This window comes from Synechococcus sp. CBW1006 (genome assembly GCF_015840525.1).
Lineage (GTDB): Bacteria > Cyanobacteriota > Cyanobacteriia > PCC-6307 > Cyanobiaceae > CBW1002.
Genome location: NZ_CP060396.1, coordinates 3206205 through 3220239 on the forward strand (window position 1 = coordinate 3206205; position 14035 = coordinate 3220239).

26 protein-coding genes are annotated in these 14035 nt (G+C 63.0%); 8 read left to right on the plus strand and 18 right to left on the minus strand.

The window, feature by feature from the left end; all coding sequences use genetic code 11:
- Positions 1-19 precede the first annotated feature (19 nt).
- The 8 genes from dcd to H8F26_RS15750 all read right to left on the minus strand — a co-directional run bounded on the left by dcd (position 20) and on the right by H8F26_RS15750 (position 3870).
- Complete coding sequence (dcd, locus tag H8F26_RS15715; protein WP_197155585.1) at positions 20-544, minus strand: dCTP deaminase; 525 nt, start codon at positions 542-544, stop codon at positions 20-22.
- Between the two features lie 369 nt (positions 545-913).
- Positions 914-1003 (minus strand): hypothetical protein, encoded by a 90-nt coding sequence (locus H8F26_RS20285; protein ID WP_197155587.1) that lies wholly within the window; start codon positions 1001-1003, stop codon positions 914-916.
- Positions 1004-1300: 297 nt separating this feature from the next.
- Positions 1301-1537 carry a hypothetical protein gene (locus H8F26_RS15725; RefSeq protein WP_197155589.1) on the minus strand — a complete coding sequence of 79 codons (237 nt, stop codon included), beginning with the start codon at positions 1535-1537 and terminating at the stop codon, positions 1301-1303.
- Entirely contained in the window at positions 1534-1743 is a 210-nt protein-coding gene (locus H8F26_RS15730) for an addiction module protein (protein WP_197155591.1), read from the minus strand. Before H8F26_RS15730 ends, H8F26_RS15725 begins: the two co-directional genes overlap by 4 nt.
- A 446-nt stretch (positions 1744-2189) precedes the next feature.
- Positions 2190-2525: a helix-turn-helix transcriptional regulator gene (locus H8F26_RS15735; protein ID WP_197155593.1), complete on the minus strand. Its 336-nt coding sequence runs from the start codon at positions 2523-2525 to the stop codon at positions 2190-2192.
- Complete coding sequence (locus H8F26_RS15740; protein WP_197155595.1) at positions 2518-2784, minus strand: type II toxin-antitoxin system RelE/ParE family toxin; 267 nt, start codon at positions 2782-2784, stop codon at positions 2518-2520. The genes H8F26_RS15735 and H8F26_RS15740 overlap by 8 nt, the downstream gene beginning before the upstream one ends.
- A 313-nt stretch (positions 2785-3097) precedes the next feature.
- Complete coding sequence (locus H8F26_RS15745; RefSeq protein WP_197155596.1) at positions 3098-3598, minus strand: GNAT family N-acetyltransferase; 501 nt, start codon at positions 3596-3598, stop codon at positions 3098-3100.
- The gene (locus H8F26_RS15750; RefSeq protein ID WP_197155598.1) at positions 3598-3870 is read right to left on the minus strand and encodes a DUF1778 domain-containing protein; all 273 of its coding nucleotides are present in this window, start codon (positions 3868-3870) and stop codon (positions 3598-3600) included. The genes H8F26_RS15745 and H8F26_RS15750 overlap by 1 nt, the downstream gene beginning before the upstream one ends.
- A 186-nt stretch (positions 3871-4056) precedes the next feature.
- Between H8F26_RS15750 and H8F26_RS15755 the strand changes: the two genes are divergently transcribed.
- Positions 4057-4209 (plus strand): hypothetical protein, encoded by a 153-nt coding sequence (locus H8F26_RS15755; protein ID WP_197155600.1) that lies wholly within the window; start codon positions 4057-4059, stop codon positions 4207-4209.
- Positions 4206-4835, plus strand: coding sequence for a Fic family protein (locus H8F26_RS15760; protein ID WP_197155608.1), 630 nt, complete (start codon positions 4206-4208; stop codon positions 4833-4835). Before H8F26_RS15755 ends, H8F26_RS15760 begins: the two co-directional genes overlap by 4 nt.
- A 212-nt stretch (positions 4836-5047) precedes the next feature.
- Here H8F26_RS15760 and H8F26_RS15765 read toward each other — a convergent pair whose 3' ends face one another.
- From H8F26_RS15765 to H8F26_RS19630, 3 genes are all read right to left on the minus strand, one after another.
- A complete protein-coding gene (locus H8F26_RS15765; protein ID WP_197155610.1) occupies positions 5048-5257 on the minus strand; it encodes an addiction module protein in 210 nt (69 codons plus the stop codon).
- A 278-nt stretch (positions 5258-5535) separates the two neighbouring features.
- Entirely contained in the window at positions 5536-5781 is a 246-nt protein-coding gene (locus H8F26_RS15770; protein ID WP_197155612.1) for a type II toxin-antitoxin system HicA family toxin, read from the minus strand.
- On the minus strand, positions 5778-6098 hold the full coding sequence (locus H8F26_RS19630; protein ID WP_231605277.1) for a hypothetical protein: 321 nt from the start codon (positions 6096-6098) through the stop codon (positions 5778-5780). Before H8F26_RS19630 ends, H8F26_RS15770 begins: the two co-directional genes overlap by 4 nt.
- Positions 6099-6270: 172 nt before the next feature.
- On the opposite strand from H8F26_RS19630, the gene H8F26_RS15780 reads away from it, so the two are divergent.
- Genes H8F26_RS15780 through H8F26_RS15805 form a run of 6 tightly spaced genes read left to right on the plus strand, consistent with a single transcriptional unit; the run spans position 6271 to position 10057 of the window.
- Entirely contained in the window at positions 6271-6618 is a 348-nt protein-coding gene (locus H8F26_RS15780) for a nucleotidyltransferase domain-containing protein (protein ID WP_197155614.1), read from the plus strand.
- An 11-nt stretch (positions 6619-6629) separates the two neighbouring features.
- Positions 6630-6893: a HEPN domain-containing protein gene (locus H8F26_RS15785; protein WP_197155616.1), complete on the plus strand. Its 264-nt coding sequence runs from the start codon at positions 6630-6632 to the stop codon at positions 6891-6893.
- Positions 6894-6904: 11 nt separating this feature from the next.
- Positions 6905-7291: a hypothetical protein gene (locus H8F26_RS15790; protein WP_197155618.1), complete on the plus strand. Its 387-nt coding sequence runs from the start codon at positions 6905-6907 to the stop codon at positions 7289-7291.
- 50 nt (positions 7292-7341) lie between these two features.
- On the plus strand, positions 7342-8283 hold the full coding sequence (locus H8F26_RS15795; RefSeq protein ID WP_197155620.1) for an HNH endonuclease: 942 nt from the start codon (positions 7342-7344) through the stop codon (positions 8281-8283).
- 14 nt (positions 8284-8297) lie between these two features.
- Positions 8298-9572, plus strand: a complete 1275-nt coding sequence (locus H8F26_RS15800) for an AAA family ATPase (protein WP_231605278.1) — start codon at positions 8298-8300, stop codon at positions 9570-9572.
- A complete protein-coding gene (locus tag H8F26_RS15805; RefSeq protein ID WP_197155622.1) occupies positions 9548-10057 on the plus strand; it encodes an HNH endonuclease in 510 nt (169 codons plus the stop codon). Before H8F26_RS15800 ends, H8F26_RS15805 begins: the two co-directional genes overlap by 25 nt.
- Before the next feature lie 11 nt (positions 10058-10068).
- Here the strand turns inward: H8F26_RS15805 and H8F26_RS15810 are convergent, their stop codons facing one another.
- The 7 genes from H8F26_RS15810 to H8F26_RS15840 form a co-directional block, all read right to left on the minus strand.
- Positions 10069-10275, minus strand: a complete 207-nt coding sequence (locus H8F26_RS15810) for a hypothetical protein (RefSeq protein ID WP_197155624.1) — start codon at positions 10273-10275, stop codon at positions 10069-10071.
- Positions 10272-10463, minus strand: a complete 192-nt coding sequence (locus tag H8F26_RS15815; RefSeq protein WP_231605279.1) for a BrnT family toxin — start codon at positions 10461-10463, stop codon at positions 10272-10274. The genes H8F26_RS15810 and H8F26_RS15815 overlap by 4 nt, the downstream gene beginning before the upstream one ends.
- Entirely contained in the window at positions 10450-10821 is a 372-nt protein-coding gene (locus H8F26_RS15820; RefSeq protein ID WP_197155626.1) for a hypothetical protein, read from the minus strand. Before H8F26_RS15820 ends, H8F26_RS15815 begins: the two co-directional genes overlap by 14 nt.
- A gap of 39 nt (positions 10822-10860) precedes the next feature.
- Positions 10861-11316, minus strand: a complete 456-nt coding sequence (locus tag H8F26_RS15825) for a PIN domain-containing protein (RefSeq protein WP_197155633.1) — start codon at positions 11314-11316, stop codon at positions 10861-10863.
- A complete protein-coding gene (locus H8F26_RS15830; protein ID WP_197155635.1) occupies positions 11313-12263 on the minus strand; it encodes a hypothetical protein in 951 nt (316 codons plus the stop codon). Before H8F26_RS15830 ends, H8F26_RS15825 begins: the two co-directional genes overlap by 4 nt.
- 295 nt (positions 12264-12558) lie before the next feature.
- A complete protein-coding gene (locus H8F26_RS15835) occupies positions 12559-13368 on the minus strand; it encodes a hypothetical protein (RefSeq protein WP_197155637.1) in 810 nt (269 codons plus the stop codon).
- Positions 13365-14021, minus strand: coding sequence for an AAA family ATPase (locus H8F26_RS15840; protein ID WP_231605280.1), 657 nt, complete (start codon positions 14019-14021; stop codon positions 13365-13367). The genes H8F26_RS15835 and H8F26_RS15840 overlap by 4 nt, the downstream gene beginning before the upstream one ends.
- Between the last annotated feature and the right edge of the window lie 14 nt (positions 14022-14035).

The window sequence follows — 14035 nt, forward strand, 5'->3', positions numbered from 1 at the left end:
CGCGTGAAAGCACCGACGCTCAAAAGGTGTCTTCCGTCTGGCCAGCGAAGAGTCCGGCGTAGCTCTCGCTGCCCTGCAGCTTCTGGAACACGAACTGGCAGATCGCGGTGCCGGGATGCACAGCCAGGGGAGCGGGGCCGAAATTGCTCATCTCCAGCACCTGCTGACTGTCGATCCCCGGCCCCATGAAGGGGGCGCTGATGTGCACCATCAGGCCCAGCCGCGCGAAGCGACTGCGACCCTCCAGCCAGCCGCACAACCCGGGGCCCAGGCGCAGCCGCTCCTGGGTGATGCCGAGCACCGTTTCGCCCGGCATGATCAGGATGTGCTGGCCCTCCGGCACCTCGATTTTCTCGGTGAGCTGCCTGTAATCGGTGTGCTCACGCACTTCAATCACCTCGTGAACCTTGCGGAACACGCGAAAGGTGGGGGCGAGGGTGAGGTCGAGCGAGGCGGGACCCAGGCGTTCGGGATCGAACGGGGTGACCGTGATGGAGCCCTGCTGGATCGCCTGCAGGATCGCCTCTCTCCCCAGAACGGTCATGTCTTTCCCTGGGGGTCGCCGAGGTTGGATTGTCTCAGGCGGTCGGCTGGGTGTTGGTAGCGCAGCAGGGTCTGAAGACGATCCTCAAGCCGAAGGCTTCTGAGCTGGAGCAGCCTTCTCGCTGATAAGCCATGGGCCTGGCGGCACCACCTCGGCAACACGCCAGCTTTGACGCGGTGACCACACCATGCCGGAGAACGCCTGCCAGGTGTTAGTGGAGGAATTACAGGCACACAATCACAAGCTCAAGAGTTTCCGCAGGGAAACCCCCAGCCAGCTTGCAGGGGTGGAGCGTGAACCCTGTCTGCTGAGCTGAGCAGAACCAGCCTGGCCAGATTCACCTACTCCCGGGGGCTCTGCGGCAGCGGCTCAGAACGCTGCCGCATCCCCCAGGCTCACCACCTGCTGCGGATCACGGCAGAGGGAAGACAGCCGCTCCAGCAGGCGGGCCACATGCACACCATCGACGAGCGCGTGATGCGCCTGAACGGCGATCGGCAGTAGATCGGCCCCCTCTCGCCGGAAACGGCATCACCGCCTACGGCAACGGCGCCTACAGCCTGATCGGCGGCGACGAGCTGAGCGACACCCATACCACCGACTTCCGCGGTGTACAGGCCAGCTACGGCCCCCGCTGGTTTCCCCGTGCCACCCGGTGCCAGAACCCATGCCAGCACTGGGGCGGCGACGCCCATTCAGGAGCGCTGCTGCCAGCGGTGGGGATCCTGGCGGCCGTGCAGAGCGATCACGAAGAGTTCAGCGCCCTGCTCGCGGAAATAGACGGCATAGGGAAATCGACTCCAGCACCAGCCTGCGGATCCGGCCGTGAATCAAGGGGAAGGATTGGGGACTGTGGCGAATGCACTCCACCGCAGCAGCAACGGTTTGGGCAAAGTCGTTGGCCAACGCCGGCTCACGCGTTCCGTACCAGTGCTGGGTTTCCAGGAGCTCCTCCAGCGCCTCCGGTAGGAAGCGCACTGCAGGGAGCTTCATCGGATGCCGAGCTGGCTGCGCACCTCATCCCAGCCCAGAGCTGCGTCAGGGTTGCTGAGATGGGCCGTCCAGCGTCGATCCAGCTCAGCGCAGAGGTCGGGATCGAGCGGCAGCGCCCCATCTCGGGCCTCGTCATCCAGGCTGTCCCAGAGGGCGATCGCCAGGGCCAGGCGCTCGCTCTGGGGCAGCTGAAGGAGGTCAGACATGGGTGTCATCGCCACGGCGGACGGCTGAGAACACAGGGTAGGCACGCTCCACGACGGAGGACGCGATGGGATGGATCGAGGAGACGGCAGCAAGGCTTCTGCGTACAAGTGCCACCCCCGTCACACCCCAGCCAGGATCCCCCCCATGCCCCCACACCCCTCCCCCACCGACGAGCGCCTCCACGCCTACATCGCCGAGCGCATGCGCATGAGCCCCATCGATCAACCGCTGATGCTGTACCCGCAGGCTTCCGCGCAGCGGTTGGAACTGCTGGGCCACGGATCTGCCAGGCAACAGCCAGCCCGGCCCAGGACCTCGCCCGGCGGATCCGGGGAAACGAATGGTGGGCCGCGTGCTCACCGGCAACGGCATCACCCGCTACGGCGAGGGGCGCGACGTGCTGCTGCAGATGTGCCGCCAGCGCCTCGATGCCTTCCACCGCCGCTCACCAAGGCGGTGAAGCTTCATCAGGGGTTCGAGGCACCAGCTGGATTTCCACATCGCAGCCGAGCACATCGGCGTAGCGGCGGAGAGTGGACAGTGCGGGTATGTGCTTGCGGGATCCCTCGAGCCGACTGATGGCGCTGCGCGTGGTGCCCATCCGCACGGCGACCTCCTCCTGGGTGAGACCGGCCCGCTGGCGTGCCTCCAGGAGCTGCCGGAGCAGACGGAATTCCACGGCGGCCTCCTGCCGCGCTTCGCTGTAGCCCGGCACCTGATCGAGCCGGGCGCGTTCGGCGCCGCGATCGCGGATGACCGGTTGATAGGGGATGTCAGGCATGGCGTTTGACGTTCCTGAGGCGTTCGCGAGCGATGAGGAGCTCACGCCTGGGTGTTTTCTGGGTCTTCTTCACGAAGGCATGGAGCACGGTGATCACCCGGCCACCGCAGAAGCAGTAGAAGGCCCGGCCGATGCCGGAACGGCCTCTGGGCCTGAGTTCGAACAGGCCGCCGCCCATGGCTTTGGAGTGAGGAGGCCTGTCCTTGATGTCCTCGCGAACACGAGCGTTGTAGTACTCAAGCCGAAACGATCCCTCCATGTTAGCGCGCGTGCTACGTGCCCACGGGGCTGACCCGCTGATGGGCTCTGGGCGGCAGGCCGTTGTGGGGTGAAGGAGAGCGCGTGAGCGCCACGGCAGCGAGGCTTCTCCTTTGTCAGTTCCACCCCCGTCTCACCCGTCCCCCACCGACGAACGCCTCCAGCAGTCCCTCGCAGAGCGGATGCGCATGAGCCCCATCGATCAATCGCTGATGCTCATGGAACTGCTGGGTCATCACCCGGAACAGGAACAGCGGAACCTCGCTGATCAGCGGCGAGGGGGTTACGGCTACGAAGCCTCCATCTACGGCCGCTCACAACCCCAGGGTTGCCGCCACATCCGAGAGACGGATCAGGAGGGTGTCGGGATCGATGGGTGAGGGATCGAAACCCATGTGCAGATAGAAGTTACGGGCGTCCGCGGAAGCAGCGTGGACCACGATGCCGCGAACGCCGATCCGTTCGCTGGCCTGAAGGACCCGCTCGAACGCATCGGCAAGCAGGGCACGCGCGATGCCGCGACCTTGCACACCGCGGCAGACCGCCAGCCGTGCCAGCAGTACAACCGGGATGGGATCGGGCCTATTGCGAGGAAAGCTCCCGGGTGCGGAGGCCACCGCCACGGCACCGGAGGCCAGAGCCCCATAGGCCTTGACGGTGCCGTCGCCATCGCAGACCACAAACGTGCGTGTGGCACCGCTCTGCTGATTCGGCAGGGCACGCTGCCGGAGCCAGTGATCCAGGCTGGTGTCGCCGCAGTCGAAGCCGGCGGTGCCGTGGTGGCTGGCCAGGGGCTGCGGCACCAGCAGCTCCATCAGCGTTGCCAGGGCCTCGGCGCGGTCATGGTGCGTTGCAGGCGGTCACTGGGGCCTGGGGGAGCATCCAGCAGGCGGAGAAGCTGGTCAAAATGTTCGGACGACACGGACTGCCAGCTCTGCTGGACCAGAAGCTCACGGGCGGCGGTGCGGGCCGCCTGCAGAACGAAGTCGGTTCGAGTGAGCCCGGAGGCACGGACGGCGCGATCGATCAGGGCCTGATCGTCGGGCGAGACCCGCAGGTTCCAGCTGAGGCGAGGGGTGGCAGCCACGGCTGTGCCGCAAACCTTCGTGCAGCCTAGTTCCATGGATAGACGGTGTCTACCTTCGTGCCCTTGGTCCATATCAGCAGGGAGCCATGGCGTCGGTCCCATCGGGTGGGGGGGATGGAGGAAAGGGGCCATCGCTCCTCCTCCATCACTGCCAACCCCCGTCACACCCCAAGCCAGCATGCCCCCATGCCCCCGGTCCGTTTGCCCACCTACGAGCACCTGCGGGCATCCATCGCCGAGCGGATGCGCATGAGACCAATCGAGCTGCTGCCGGAGGCCAGCCGCTGTGAGCGCTGCGGGGCCAGTGAGCTTCAGCAGATCCTGGGAGAGAACCGATGAGTCGCTACAAGGTCGTTGGCTCTGTCGCGGAGAGTGAGCCAGGATCGAATGGTCTGGTTCTGAGCAATCGCCTGGGCATCACGGATCCGGCGGTGATGGAGGTCGTGGAACGGGACCTGCTTCTCGATCTCTATCAAACGATCATCGGGAATGGGGCTCCTACCAACCGCCTGAGCGTTTCAGACTTGATCGACTGGCATCGGCAATGGCTGGGGTCTGTCTATTCCTGGGCAGGAAAGGTACGAACGTTCAATCTGAGCAAACAAGGCTTTCCTTTCGCGAGTGCTCACCTTTTTCCAGATCTGCTCAAGTCTTTCGAATCGGAGTATCTGGGTCGGCTGACTCCGTTCACCCCAGACTCGATGGGTGATCTGATCAGGGGACTTGCCGAGGTGCATGTTGAATTCGTGCTCATCCATCCGTTCCGCGAAGGCAATGGTCGAATAGCCCGACTGCTGGCAGATGTGATGGCGTGCCAAGCGGGGATTGGTCCGCTCGACTATTCAGAATGGGATCGTCAGCGGGACCTGTACTTCGCCGCGATCCGGGCGGGGTCTGTGCTAAATGTCACTCCGATGGAGGATCTGTTCAGGCAGGTGTTGACTGGGGGGATTGTCGATTCCTGAGTTCACGTTCGATTTCAGCAACCGACTGACCCGTTTCTATGGCCGTGGAACTGGCCACCGCACGGATGATGCGCGAACCCAGCGGCAGTGAACTGGCCTGCTGTCGCAGCCGCTGAAGCTCTGGGTCGGTCTGGGTCATCAGGACATCGATGGAACAGTAATTCTGGCACCAGGGCAAGGCATTTCAATCATCCAGCGAACCGGGCGCATGGTCAGCCGAGGCCGAGCTGGCTCCGCACCTGATCCCAGGGCACAGCGGCGTCCGGGTTGTCGAGATGGGACGCCAAGCGCCGGTCGAGCTCCGCGCAGAGAGCAGGGTCGACCGACAACGCCCCATCCCTGTCCTGGTCCTCGAGGCTGTCCCAGAGGGCGATCGCCAGGGCCAGCCGCTCGCTCTGGTGGAGTTGGAGCGGGTCGGACATGGGCGCAAACGCCATCACACCTCAGGCAAGGAATCCATCGTAGGCACGCTTCCTGGCGTGGAGCAGGGTCCGGGGAAGGGCATGACATGACGCCAAGGCTTCTCCTTGGTCAGTGCCACCCCCCGTCACACCCAAGCCAGGATTCCCCCATGCCCCCACAGCCCTCCCCCAACTACGAGCGCCTCCGGCACGCCATCGCCCAGCGCATGCGCATGAGCCCCATCATCCAACCGCTCATGCTCTTGGAGCCGGCCTTGGGGGAGAAGCCCCCGGGGGCCTCAAAGATCCAGGCTGCCGATCAGCTCCTCGATCGAGCAGCCCACCTGGCTGGCCACGTCCTTGAGGATCTGCCGCAAGGTGCCAACCCTCAGGGGCTTGTGGGCCGAAATCGTGAGGTGCTGCTGCTGGCCGGCGGCATCTCGGGTCAACCGCATGTGACTGCCTGTCTGGCGAGTCACCGCGTAGCCATGGCGATGGAGGCGCTCGGCCAGGAGGTGGCCGTTGACGTCCCGCGGAATCCTCACAGGGCCAGCAGTTCCTGCCTCACGTGATGGAGGCGGATCAGGGGCGGTGCCTGGCCGGGATCGAAGTGGCAGACGACGGCGTCGCGGATCTCCCGGTGGAGCTCCTCAAGGGTGTCGGCCTCGGTGTGGATCGCGGCGGCAGCTGCACTGGCTCGGAAGGAGCCATCCTCCGCTTCCTCGACCACGAAAAGGATTTCCTGCATGACGCCCTCCAGCGGCACCAGTCTGGCAGTGGTGGGCAGGATGCTGACTCTGTCTGGGCAGAGGGACTGGGGCGGCACAGCCACAGCTGGAGCCGGGTTGGCTGCAGCCGCCACGCGCCCTCACCAGAAGGGATCCCAGCAGGGGGTTCCGCCTGACGGGCCGCCCAAAGACGACCCTGGCAGATGCGTACGGGAGCCGCCAGGATCAACCCATGACCCATCACACCCCCAGCCCGGTTTCCCTCCCCCGCTACCAGCCCGATAAGACCCTGCCCAGAATGGCGGCATGACCAGCGCCGCCGCGCCACCGATCGAGCAGCGCCTCCAGCGGATGGCGGCTGTGATCCGGCAAAGGATCCCAGCCGCCGAAGTGCGCTTGTTCGGCTCCCGGGCGCGTGGCACAGCGGGGCCGAAATCGGACATCGACCTGCTGATCACCGCACCGGATGCCTGGCTTGAAGGCCACCACCGCTTCGAGGTGCTCAACCAGCTCTGGGACGAGCTGGCTCAGGCGGATGTGTCCCTCGATCTTCTGCTCTATTCGCAGCAGGAGTGCGTGGAGCGCCGCCACTGGCGCAGTCACGTGATCGGCAGGGCCTATCGGGAGGGGCGCTTGCTCGATGGTGCTCTCTGAGCCGGAAGGCGTTGAAAGCCTGGCTGCTGCATCTGGACGTTGATGCGCCTCTCACCCATGATCTGCGTCGGCTGCTGCTGCTCCTCGCCGCAGCCGGTGAGAGCACGGCAGATCTGGAGCCGCTGGCTCAGCTCACCGTTTACGCCGTGCAATTCCGCTATGACGCTGATCCCACCCCTCTGGGGCTGGATCGAACGCACTACAACCGACAGGTGAAAGCGCTGCTGGTGCGTGTGAACGAACTGATCCTGCCAGGTTCTGACCGTGATCCCTGATGGGGTCTCCCATGCCCCCAAACCCCTCCACTACCTACGAGCGCCTCCGCGAGTACATCGCCGAGCGGATGCGCATGAGCCACATCTACCAACCACTGATGCTGCTGGAACTGCTGGGCCGCCACAGCCCGGCCCCGGCGCAGGACATCGCCCGGCGGATCCTGGGGGAGGACGTGACCCAGATCAACTACTACACCGAGCGGGTGAAGCGGATGATGGGCAAGGTGCTCACCGGCAACGGCATCACGCACTACGGCAACGGCGCCTACAGCCTGATCGGCGGCGACGAGCTGAGCGACAGCGAGCGCGACGCGCTGCTGCAGCTGTGCCGCCAGCGGCTGGACGGATTCCGCGAGCAACGGGGTGAGGTGGTGATTCCATCGAGACGGCCCGCCTGAGGACACACCGCCCCACCACGGCTACAACGAGGCCAGCCTTGTCTGAATCCGTGCCCTCCTACTGGTGGGTGAACCACAAGCAGACGTACCGGCAGGAGACCGACGGCGGCTACATCTGGTCGCCGAAGGCGAATGCCAACGGCGCCCGCAACGTGACCTACGACAACCTCAGCCGCTGCCAGCGGGGGGATGTGGTGTTCAGCTATGCCAATGGGCGGATCAGCCAGCTGGGCCTGGTGGAAACGGCGGCGGTCACGGCCACCAAGCCGCCGGAGTTCGGATCAGCGGGGGAGAACTGGAGCCAGGAGGGCTGGCTGGTGCGGGTGAACTGGCAGCCGCTGCGCCAGGCGCTGGTGCCGCAGACGTTCTTTGCGCTGCTGCAACCGCTGCTGCCGAAGCGCCACAGCCCGGTCAGCACCAGCACAGGCCGGGGCAACCAGGGGGTGTACCTGGCCGGGCTGAGCGAACCCCTGGGGCTGTTGTTGCTCCAGCTGATCGAGGAGCACGCCGATCCGGCGGTGCGGGTGCACCTGGTGGTGCTGGCGGAGGAGGGGGAATACACCGCTGCGCTGCTCGATGACATGCAGCGGTTGCGGGAGGTGCCCAGCAGCACCGAGCGCGATGCGCTCACCAAGGCGCGACTGGGGCAGGGGTTGTTTCGCCATCGGGTGTCGGAGCTGGAGCCGGCCTGCCGGGTCACGGGGCTGGCGCGGCAGGAGTTCCTGGTGGCCAGCCACATCAAGCCCTGGCGATCCTGCGACAACAGCGAACGGCTGAGCGGATCCAATGGACTGCTGCTCTCCCCCCATGTGGACAAACTGTTTGATCGCCACTGGATCAGCTTCGATGGGGGCGGACAGCTGATCTGTGAACACGAGGCAGCCCGGGAGGCCTTGCGCTGCTGGGGAATCGAGGGGGCGAACCTGATTCGGCCGTTCAGTCGGGAGCAGGAGAAGTTTCTGAGTGCCCATCGGGAGGTGCTGCGCTGCTGAGCACCGACAACGGAATGCACCGGAGGCCTTGCCATACATTGATAAACCGGCCATACACAGATAAGATTGCGATATCTCTTTTCAACTTGACGCCACGCAGCATGGACCCCACCCGCAATCCGTTTTCTCCTGGTGCGGGGGCGCGGCCGCCTGAGTTGGCGGGCCGGGAGGCGATTGTGGAGTCGGCCACGATCGCCTTGCAGCGCATTGCCCGTGGACGGCAGGAGAAAAGCCAGATGCTCCTGGGACTGCGTGGCGTGGGTAAAACCGTGCTGCTCAACCGGATTGGGCAGATCGCAGAAGAGATGGGGGCGATCATGGTGACGCTTGAGGCTCCAGAAGGGCAGCGACTGGCGGCCTTCCTGGCCCCGGCCCTCAAGGCCGTGCTGCTGAAGCTCAGCCGAGTGGAGCAGGCTCGAGATCTTGCTCAACGGGCACTCGGAGCCTTGCGTGGCTTTGCCAGCGCCTTCACGGTGTCGATTGGAGAGATCGACGTGGCCATCGCACCGGAAACGGTGGCTGACAGCGGCAATCTTGAAGTGGATCTGCCCGAGCTGATGGCTTGTGTGGGCAAAGCAGCCCAGGCGGCCGGGAAAACCGTGGTGCTTCTTCTTGATGAGGTGCAATATCTCTCCGAAGAGGATCTGCGCGGATTGATCGTGGCCATGCACAGGATTGCGCAACGGGGCTGGCCCGTGATCCTGTTCGGTGCTGGCCTGCCTCAGGTAGCGGCGCTTGCCGGTGAAGCGAAGTCTTACGCCGAACGGTTGTTTGATTATCCGGCAGTGGGGCCGTTGCTGCCTGAGGCTGCCCGCTCGGCACTTCAGGACCCCATTGAGGAAGAAGGCGAGGCAATCGACAGCGAAGCGCTGACCAAGATCCTGGCCATCACGGAGGGCTACCCCTATTTCCTGCAGGAGTGGGGCAAGCATTCCTGGAACACCGCCAAGCAATCGCCGATCCAGGCCAGCGATGTGGAGCAGGCCAGCACGTTGGCAACGGAGGCGCTGGACAGGAGCTTCTTCCGTGTGCGCTTCGATCGGCTCACACCACGGGAGCAGGACTACCTGCGTGCCATGGCATCGCTGGGAGCAGGCCCCCATCGATCCGGAGATATCGCCGAAGTGCTGGGAATCAGCGTGCAGACCGCCGGCCCTTTGCGCAGCGGTCTGATCAAGAAGGGCATGATCTGGAGCCCTGCCCATGGGCAGACAGCCTTCACCGTGCCGATGTTTGACGCCTTCATGGTGCGAGCGATGCCGGAGTGGCGGCAGCAGCAGCTGGGCTGAGCGAACCCCTGGGGCTGCTGTTGCTCCAGCTGATCGAAGAGCACGCCGATCCGGCGGTGCGGGTGCACCTGGTGGTGCTGGCGGAAGAGGGGGAGTACACCGCCGCGCTGCTCGATGACATGCAGCGGCTGCGGCTAGGGCAGGGGGTGTTTCGCCATTGGGTGTCGGAGCTGGAGCCGGCCTGCCGGGTCACGGGACTGGCGCGTCAGGAGTTCCTGGTGGCCAGCCACATCAAGCCCTGGCGCGATTGCGGCAACAGCGAACGGCTGAGCGGCGCCAATGGCCTGCTGCTCTCCCCCCATGTGGACAAACTGTTTGATCGCCACTGGATCAGCTTCGATTCAGGCGGTGAACTGATCTGGCAGCACGAAGCGGCTGGGGAAGCCCTGCGCTGCTGGGGCATCGAAGGAGCGAACCTGATTCGCCCGTTCAACCGTGAGCAGGAGATGTTCCTAAGTGCCCACCGGGAAGTGCTGAGGCGTTGAGGGCGAATGGGTCAAGATGCTTGGGTTGGCGCTTCCAGTAAAGCTTGCTCAGGCTGGCCCGGGCGCTTGATCACGGCGTGTGTGAGATCTTCCTCGGTGATTTCGGGGATCTCCTCATACTCTTCGGGTTGGATTTCATGGGCATCCACGCGCTGAAGATCAGAATGGATCTTGCCTTCAAGAGAGGTGGGGGAGAAAACGATGTTGCTCTCGCTCATTGGCCTTTCGCATGGAGATGATGTGCCTGATGCCGCAATCCAACACAGACAATTCTGACTTCACCATAGTCTCTCCTGCGATCAGGGAACAGGATCGTGGGGCCGGCGAAGACGCTGTTGGCATCGAGAAAATCCAGGCCACGCTGCTCCAGGGTTCGCAGGCGCTTGGCCGGGTCAAAGCGGATCACCGGGCAGGAAGCGCTGGATGAAGGAAGCAAGCGGCATGGGCCCGCAGCGGGGAATCCAGCTGTCGCCACCCGGAAGCCGACGCCAGCACTGCACTTCAAGGTAGGGATCGGTGCCAGGGAGCCGCTGCACCCGGTAGCGGTACTCGGCATCGGCGGCCTGATCAGGGCTGGCCAAGGGTTCCGCTTGCTGCTGGGTGCTCAGGAAGGCAGCGAGGAAGCTGGAGGCGTCAGCGGTTTCGCGCAGTGCCGCCGCAAAGCGCCAGGCGGCCCCAGTGGGGTAGCCGTAATGGTGGAGGTAGAGGTGGCACTCCGACACGCTGGGAAAGCCGGTGAAGGAGAAGACGGCGCGGGTCGCCAAGGGGGTGGGGCGGGTGTTCCTGTAAGTGCCACCGGCGTATCAACAGGATGCAGATATCACCTGTCCATGAACATGGGATGGGATCAGGCATTCAAAGTCTTTGTCCGTCGTCAGCAAGAAAGCATCAGCGGCAACGGCAGTCGCAGCAATCCACAGATCGTTTTTGCCCATCCTGCGTGCCCCGAGCGGATGGGAACGGGCATGAAGGTCGAGTTTCACATAGGCATCGATTACGGTGGGATGGCTGATGTTCACAACCGTCAGGGAGCGGAAGGCCATGTCCAGGGCATTGCGTTTTGCTTCGCCCCAGCCATTGGTTTCCGCCAGCACCCGCGCCTCGGCCAGGCTCACCACACAGACCAAAGGCCGAGGCTGGCAGTGAAGCAAGTCATAGGTGTCTCGTATCTGCCGCCCGAGAGAATTCCCTCGCACCAGGTGGAGAATCACGCTGGTGTCGAGCAGGAAGGGCCTGCCGGCATTTGCAGCAGCCGTCATCGAATGGCGGAGAGGGCAGCCGTGAGGTCGTCGTCAGACTCTTCCCCTGGCCAGGTGCCGAAGAAGTTCGCGACACCGGATCCAGGCTCCTGAGTGGCGGGCGCAAACAGAGATGTCGAGCCCCACGCCCGGGGAGTTTCGCTGAATAGCTCATCAGATGCTGCAGCCAGGTGGATCTGACTGATGGCAATCTGTTGCACGCGTCCCGATGGGCGGTAGTGGCCGATGCCTGCAACCATCACTCGCTGCCCGAACAGGGTCCGCAACTCTTCGGTGGTGACGCTGCCCGGAAGCCTTGCCACGATCTTCTCGCCGTCGTCGCTCAGCAGGGTGACCGACGGCCTGGTGGAGGAGATGGTGTCGAGCTTGGCGGTGAAGCGGATGGCCTGGGGGAGGGGCGTCTGCTGCACCAACGCCTCGATGAGGGGAATGTCTGAGGCCTTGAGGATCACGGGCGGACCCTCGCCGTCGATGGGCCCAAGGCTGATGCCACTGAAGGATCCACCGGGCACGCGGGCAAAGCGCAGGCAACCCTCCAGGAGTGCCCGATCGGCTTTCAGGGTGGAGCCATCCCCCTGCTGAATCTGCCGGAGCACCAACGCGAAGAGCTCCAGGGCTGTGCTGCCCTGTGGAACGGGGGGCTCCTCCTGCTCCAACAGGCTGAACTGGACTATCGATGGGAAGACGTCAGGGGCGGCCTCCTCCAGGGTGGGCGCCTCAAGCTCCAGCACCGCAGAGCCGGCGCTCAGGCCTGTGATCACATGGTTGGTGCAGGCCTCCAGCCAGCGGGGTCTGGGGCCCGTTTGGCTGCTGATGCCCTCCGCCTGAAAGCGCAACGCGAGGCGCGCCCCCTCCTTGAGAGCCGCCAAGAGCTCCGCGAGTTGGTCGTCGCTGATGCGAAGCGCCTCAGCATCGCCCCCCTCCAGAACCAGCCGATGTCGCTTCACGCTGAAGGACCAGTGCCTCACAATCGGGATCCACCGTAGGCCGTTGCAGAGGCTGTGGTTGGAGCAGGTTCATAGAACGGTTGTGAATACCTCCATTTCTCTCTCCTTCAATGTGGCCCGCACACCTTGCTGGAAATAGGCTCTTATCTTGCTCACAGGGCGTTCGGGTGATGGGAACGACTTCAGGAAATGGTGCACTATTCTAAAGGCAACCCAACGGCAAGCAGGCAGCAGGAGCAGCTCCCAGGTGTATATGCGTGGGCAGGTCAGTAAAGAATCTGTCATTCCAGCCACTTCATGCAGTTCTAAGCAGACTTTGTACGCGGGGATCTCCTGAGCTTTCAATACAAGCCCTGGCAACCGAAGAAAACTCGCTCTCCTCTCGAAGCATCTTTCTTATTGCCCTAGCCGCATTCCTCATGCCCTCCCGTGCAATCGCATTGGCAGGATCACCTTGATATCTCGCCAACTCAGCAAGATACTGTTGGACCTGACTCCAGCATTCGGCCCAGACCAACTTTCGGCTGTTAGAAAGTGGTGGATAATCGAGCTTATAGCGCTCTACAGAATATTCGACTCGGTCCCGCTCCCATGCATCAGTTACATGTGGCTCAGGTATCGCCTCACCCTCGAGATTGAAGAAAAGCAGATTGGGATCATCTTCATCAGCTGGATCAAGCAGCAGTGGCTGTTCGTACCGGAGGTCACCAAGTGGCCCAACATGGGGGCAGCCGTCACGCAATGGGAAATATGCACCTTTCTTTCTATTGCCGACATTCCCGCAGATACGAAAGTTGTGCCAATCAAATGCTAGCCACCAGTAACCTTCGCCAGAGGAGCCACGCACATTCCTAACGTTCTTCTTCGGGCGAAAGTGCTCCACATCCCAGTAGCTGAAACAATCCCTCGCTTCAGAAAACCAGCACTTTCCATGGGAGAGTGCAAGCAGCCATTCCTTTAGCTCGCGCCAAAGAGATGTGTTGCCATCAATAAGCTCATGACGCGCTGCAACATCAGGTGCAGCTTTAAGCTGATCGAGAAGAGTGGCTGCCCGTTCACACCAATCGGGATCAGGGCAGTTGTTGTGGAGCGGGATGTGCCTCACGCCTTACATTCATCTTGGAGAGATCTCTCTTCCTCGATTAACTTAGTTAACACTTCATTCGCCACCTCAACCTGCGCTTGGATCTCCGCCCTAGTGAAAACGGTCTCATCGTGTGGGACACGCCGTGCCAGAGCACCAGCGAAGCTTTCAAAGTACGGGTTCGGGTGAGACCTAACTATGCCAAGCTCATTAAGCTCTGCAGCGAGCTCCCTCAGCTCGTCTTGCTCACTGTCAGCAAGGTTCTCTTTCCCAAGTAGAAAGTAGTGGCGATCCATCTGTTTCAGAATCTCAGGCGCGAGGCTTGAGCGTAATCCGTACAGTTCCGACTTAAGGAGACCCTCAACCCCAATCCCAAGCGGGTCATCCTCGGGTTCCCGCGAAACGACGATCTCGTTTTGAACGGAAAGAATGCGCACTTGGTTCTTACGCAGATTGCCAATCATCAGCGGGTTGTGAGTTGCCACAAGCAGCTGACCCTTATCGGCCCGAATGTTGTCCTGGAGGAGCTTGAGAAAGTCATAAGTCCAAACTGGGTTTAGATGCGTGTCGGGCTCATCGAGCAGGTACAGTGACTCATCATTTTGCGTAAATAGAAGGAGGCCGAGGACAGTGAGAAGCTGCTGCTCGCCTTCGCTCATCTGCGTGAACTTCACACGCGTACCATCAG

Bases quoted from the DNA above. Each gene is read 5' to 3' on its own strand.
- dcd (WP_197155585.1), bottom strand. From the start codon at position 544: ATGACCGTTCTGGGGAGAGAGGCGATCCTGCAGGCGATCCAGCAGGGC.
- H8F26_RS15725 (WP_197155589.1), bottom strand. From the start codon at position 1,537: ATGAAGCTCCCTGCAGTGCGCTTCCTACCGGAGGCGCTGGAGGAGCTC.
- H8F26_RS15730 (WP_197155591.1), bottom strand. From the start codon at position 1,743: ATGTCTGACCTCCTTCAGCTGCCCCAGAGCGAGCGCCTGGCCCTGGCG.
- H8F26_RS15735 (WP_197155593.1), bottom strand. From the start codon at position 2,525: ATGCCTGACATCCCCTATCAACCGGTCATCCGCGATCGCGGCGCCGAA.
- H8F26_RS15740 (WP_197155595.1), bottom strand. From the start codon at position 2,784: ATGGAGGGATCGTTTCGGCTTGAGTACTACAACGCTCGTGTTCGCGAG.
- H8F26_RS15745 (WP_197155596.1), bottom strand. From the start codon at position 3,598: ATGGAGCTGCTGGTGCCGCAGCCCCTGGCCAGCCACCACGGCACCGCC.
- H8F26_RS15755 (WP_197155600.1), top strand. From the start codon at position 4,057: ATGCCCCCGGTCCGTTTGCCCACCTACGAGCACCTGCGGGCATCCATC.
- H8F26_RS15760 (WP_197155608.1), top strand. From the start codon at position 4,206: ATGAGTCGCTACAAGGTCGTTGGCTCTGTCGCGGAGAGTGAGCCAGGA.
- H8F26_RS15765 (WP_197155610.1), bottom strand. From the start codon at position 5,257: ATGTCCGACCCGCTCCAACTCCACCAGAGCGAGCGGCTGGCCCTGGCG.
- H8F26_RS15780 (WP_197155614.1), top strand. From the start codon at position 6,271: ATGACCAGCGCCGCCGCGCCACCGATCGAGCAGCGCCTCCAGCGGATG.
- H8F26_RS15790 (WP_197155618.1), top strand. From the start codon at position 6,905: ATGCCCCCAAACCCCTCCACTACCTACGAGCGCCTCCGCGAGTACATC.
- H8F26_RS15800 (WP_231605278.1), top strand. From the start codon at position 8,298: ATGCACCGGAGGCCTTGCCATACATTGATAAACCGGCCATACACAGAT.
- H8F26_RS15810 (WP_197155624.1), bottom strand. From the start codon at position 10,275: ATGAGCGAGAGCAACATCGTTTTCTCCCCCACCTCTCTTGAAGGCAAG.
- H8F26_RS15825 (WP_197155633.1), bottom strand. From the start codon at position 11,316: ATGACGGCTGCTGCAAATGCCGGCAGGCCCTTCCTGCTCGACACCAGC.